This window comes from Vibrio sp. 1069 (assembly GCF_033340555.1).
Genome location: NZ_JAWOWP010000536.1, coordinates 1 through 626 on the forward strand (window position 1 = coordinate 1; position 626 = coordinate 626).

A 626-nucleotide genomic window follows, 5' to 3' on the forward strand; every position below is an offset into this window, starting at 1 on the left:
AAAGATGATTTTGCCCGTAAATTGTTCGCTGAATTGGCGCAAACGAGATAATGGCTCTTTGTTTTGCTGTTGAACGCCAAGTTCTGCCAGTGTTTGTACCGCTAAGTTTTGGCGGCCAGCACGTTTCACTACTTTCTCTAGGCTGAGCTGTGCCTGAGGAAGTTGTTTGAAGTGTGCAAACAATTCGTCTTTCTTGAGCCACAAATCATGTGGGGCAAGAAGTGGACGCAGAGGATCAATTTTCTTTTGATCGTAGCGATATTCGACGTCATTTAAGAATGTGTCGACAGCTGCTTCAATGTCGCCGTATGTGATCAGCTGCGAATCTTCAGGTAAGTAGTCGAACAGGGTTTCGGTATGGTCGAAGAACAGTGGTTGCCAGTATTCAATGCCTGCCGGCCACGTTCCTTTGGTGACTTGCATGTAGATGGATTCTGGCTCGCGTCTCGCCTCAAACTGGGCGCGCCAACGAGTACGGAAATCTTCAATCGCTTCTTTCGTCGTTGGGAATTCATGCGCAGGCAGCAATTGGATTTGCTGAATGTCTTCAATAGAACGCTGGTTTTCCGGATCGAAAGTGCGAATGGTGTCGATTTCATCATCGAAAAAGTCAATGCGGTAAGGAT

1 pseudogene is annotated in these 626 nt (G+C 47.0%); it reads right to left on the reverse strand.

Annotated features, from left to right (window positions below):
- Positions 1–626: pseudogene (locus tag R7040_RS27595) on the reverse strand (transcription-repair coupling factor); the annotation flags it as partial.